The organism is Johannesbaptistia floridana, from assembly GCF_057440575.1.
The window spans coordinates 1-3,654 of the sequence record NZ_JALKVM010000064.1 but is presented as its reverse complement, the minus strand read 5'-3'; the positions used below and the strand labels follow the sequence as shown (position 1 = coordinate 3,654).

The 3,654-nt window shown below is 41.8% G+C and carries 2 protein-coding genes; both read right to left on the bottom strand.

Features of this window, described 5'->3' with window-relative positions:
- Positions 1–2,709: NB-ARC domain-containing protein (locus tag MW688_RS04745; protein ID WP_486734771.1), on the bottom strand; the 2,709-nt coding region annotated here is incomplete at its 3' end.
- Between the two features lie 485 nt (positions 2,710–3,194).
- Positions 3,195–3,440: a hypothetical protein gene (locus MW688_RS04740; protein ID WP_486734770.1), complete on the bottom strand. Its 246-nt coding sequence runs from the start codon at positions 3,438–3,440 to the stop codon at positions 3,195–3,197.
- Positions 3,441–3,654 lie beyond the last annotated feature (214 nt).

The following is a 3,654-nucleotide window of genomic DNA, read 5'->3' as shown; positions in this document are numbered from 1 at the left end:
GGGTAACAATTCACGAGGTAAATGGGGGGCTAACCCTGATAAGGCTTCTGCTCGGTCGGATTCATTTCTAATCCCTCGGGCGGCTTCTAAGGCATCGGGTAACAATTCAGGAGGTAAATGGGGGGCTAACCCTGATAAGGCCCTAGCTCGGGAGGATTCTTTTCTAATACCTCGGGCGGCTTCTAATGCGGAGGGTAACACTTCGGGGAAATGGGGGGCTAACCCTGATAAGGCCCTAGCTCGGTAGTATTCATATCCAATGCCTCGGGCGGCTTCTAAGGCATCGGGTAACAATTCACGAGGTAAATGGGGGGCTAACCCTGATAAGGCTTCTGCTCGGGAGTATTTATCTCCAATGCCTCGGGCGGCTTCTAAGGCAGAGGGTAACAATTCACGAGGTAAATGGGGGGCTAACCCAGATAAGGCCCTAGCTCGGTAGTATTCATCTCCAATGCCTCGGGCGGCTTCTAATGCCTCGGGTAACAACTCAGGGAAATGGGGGGCTAACCCTGATAAAGCCGTAGCTCGGGAGTATTCATCTCCAATGCCTCGGGCGGCTTCTAATGCCTCGGGTAACAATTCAGGGAAATGGGGGGCTAACCCTGATAAGGCTTCTGCTCGGTAGTATTCATCTCCAATGCCTCGGGCGGCTTCTAATGCGGAGGGTAACAATTCACGAGGTAAATGGGGGGCTAACCCAGATAAGGCCCAAGCTCGGTAGTATTCATCTCCAATGCCTCGGGCGGCGTCTAATGCCTCGGGTAACAATTCAGGGAAATGGGGGGCTAACCCAGATAAGGCCCTAGCTCGGTAGTATTCTTTTCCAATGCCTCGGGCGGCGTCTAAGGCGACCGGTAACAATTCACGAGGGAAATGGGGGGCTAACCCTGATAAGGCCCTAGCTCGGTCGTCTTCGTCTCCAATGCCTCGGGCGGCTTCTAAGGCATCGGGTAACAATTCTGGAGGTAAATGGGGGGCTAACCCTGATAAGGCCCTAGCTCGGTCGTCTTCGTCTCCAATGCCTCGGGCGGCTTCTAAGGCGACTGGTAACAATTCACGAGGTAAATGGGGGGCTAACCCTGATAAGGCTTCTGCTCGGTTGTATTCATTATTAATACTTCTGGCTATTTCTAAAGCAGATGGTAATAAAGAAGGAGGAAGATATTTAACAATCGCCTTTAATCCTCTAGCTTGAGCCCCTGAATCTTGGTTTTGCCTGATATAAGCCAGTCCTCGTGCTGGTATCCAGACTTCTTTTTCTACTAAGGCGGCTATTAACTCTGGTTTAATATTCCCTACCAAACTATTCACAGATGTCAGTATTAAAGCATAACGAAACTGTAAACTAATTGATTCGGTTGGATTGTTATCAAAGGTTGCTTCTGCTAGTTGCCAAGCTTTTGATACATCTTTGATGAAAAGAGCGGTTTTACCTTGTTTTTCACATTGACTGTACCAACCGTTAGTTCCACTAGAGTTTTCTTCTCTCAGTAATTGATGAATCTCTTCAATTTTTTCAGCTTTTTCAAAATGCCAGATTAATTGGTTATAAATATAACCATCATCGTTTAAACTTTGCCATAAGCCGTTTTTAGTTTGTTTTCGATAACCTTCTAATAATCGTTGATGGGCTTGAGGAAGAGATAAGCCTAATCCTGGTAATTGCCAGTCTTCATCAGGTTGTGTAGGCGATTGAACTAAATTACGTGCTAAATCGTGTAACAAATCATGTAGACGATAATTAGTTCCTTCTTCACTGGACACACCTAGTAATAATAAGGCTTTATTTCGTAAATATTCCAGAGTCTGTTGAGCCTTATTTTCCTGACAATCCCACAAAGTTGCTGCCATCTTGGCTGTGATGGTCACATCATCTGGTAATATTCCCAACCAAGCAAATTGTTGCAATCTTTCAGTCGATAATCTTTTTAAACTGAGGTTAAACGAGGCTATTAAACTAAACTGTTGGCGTTTTTCTTCACTACTAGCCTCTTCAGGTTCTATCCTATTTAATATGGCTAACTCTGCTTCTAAATCTGATAACAATTCATCCCAGGTGAATCCTTCCGTTATTTGAGCTGCTGCTAATTCTAAAGCTAGGGGTAAATATCCTACTGTTTTGGCTAAAGTTTCAGCCTGTTCACGTTCTTCACTGGTTAGCTGATTAGTTAAACAGTTGGTTAATAACTCCAGAGATTGTTCTGGAGTCATGATGTCTAAATCATAACGAATTGCTCCTTTGACCGGGGCTTCCCTCGTAGTAACTAAAACTTGACATCTTTTTCCCACAACTTGAAAAGGTTCTACATCTTCAGGATTCCAAAGGTCATCAACCACTATTAAGGCTTTTTTATCTGCTAGTAGGGTTCTTAATTGTAAAGTTGCTGCATCCACATTAGTTGGTTTAAAATCATAATCTCCTAATGCTTGTATCCAACCATGGAGAAATGACAGGATATCTGGTTGTTGACCTAGGGTTGCCCAAAAAATCCCGTCAGGGAAGTTTGATTGAACTTCTCTGTCATAGGCTAAGGCGGCGGCTAAGATTGATTTACCAATGCCTCCTAATCCATAGATGGCACTAATCACTAGTGTTCCATTTGCGGCTGTTTCTGGAGATAGGAGACTGTTTTTTAATTTATCCCTGACCAATGGACGTTGGACAAAGTTACTTGGTAAAGGCGGGGCTTGATTACGATAGTAACTCAATTTTACCTCCCTGAGAGACTAGTATAGATTTATTGTAGCATCAACAAAACTTACCTTTCTTGCCAAGCGCTTTATTAATGTACGAATTACTTGACGTTTAGTCTCTTGCTTAGTCTCTTGCTGTTGATAGCAATATTTCTCCCTTCAATTCAATTAAGTTTTGAGGAACAATATGTAATTGGTTTTTCTGTCTTTTTAAGATTGACACTGAGTTATAGCAAGCTCGCAAATAGATGTTTACAGTTATCATCAAAAGCCCCCCGAAATTGCGCTATCCTTTATAAGCAACTCTGAAACCCTTGTATAGCAGGGAGCAGGGAGCAGGGAGCAGGGAGAAATTTTTAAGTAAAATTACTTAATTTCCTAAATAATGTATTTGTTTATACATTATTTTCTTAAACAAAATCTGAAAAAGCACTTAATTACAAGTTGGTGTTTTTGTCAAGTTTTAGCAAAAGAATATTAGTGTCAACTAAAAATAACATTTAACCTCTTTCTCCATAAATAGTTTCTCTAGTAATAGCTTCATCAGATAAAATCGGGCCATCATGATGATGACTTTTTGCCCATTCTCGAAATGCTGTTATCCATTCGGATGTGGTGGCTGTTTCATAAAAAGGAGGTTCTGGCGTTTGATCAAAAGATTTGACTTTTTGGTTAAATAATATTTTTTCTTCGGGTGTTAATGACTGAAAAATTTGTGCTAACGTATCAACTAATTGAGTGTTCATCTTTTAAATCTCCTACATTTATTGAAAAATATATTCTTTTCCGTTATGTCATTTATTATTTACTTTCTTCCGAGTAAGTCTGGGTGACATGGGTAGAAGTTGTTATAGCAGTGACCGCAGTGGTGTTAACAACATTTATCACTAACTTTTCCCCCCAACCCCCCGCAAGGGTAGGTTTTTTACCAAGAGCTTGTAGTAAAAGTAAGACAAGGTA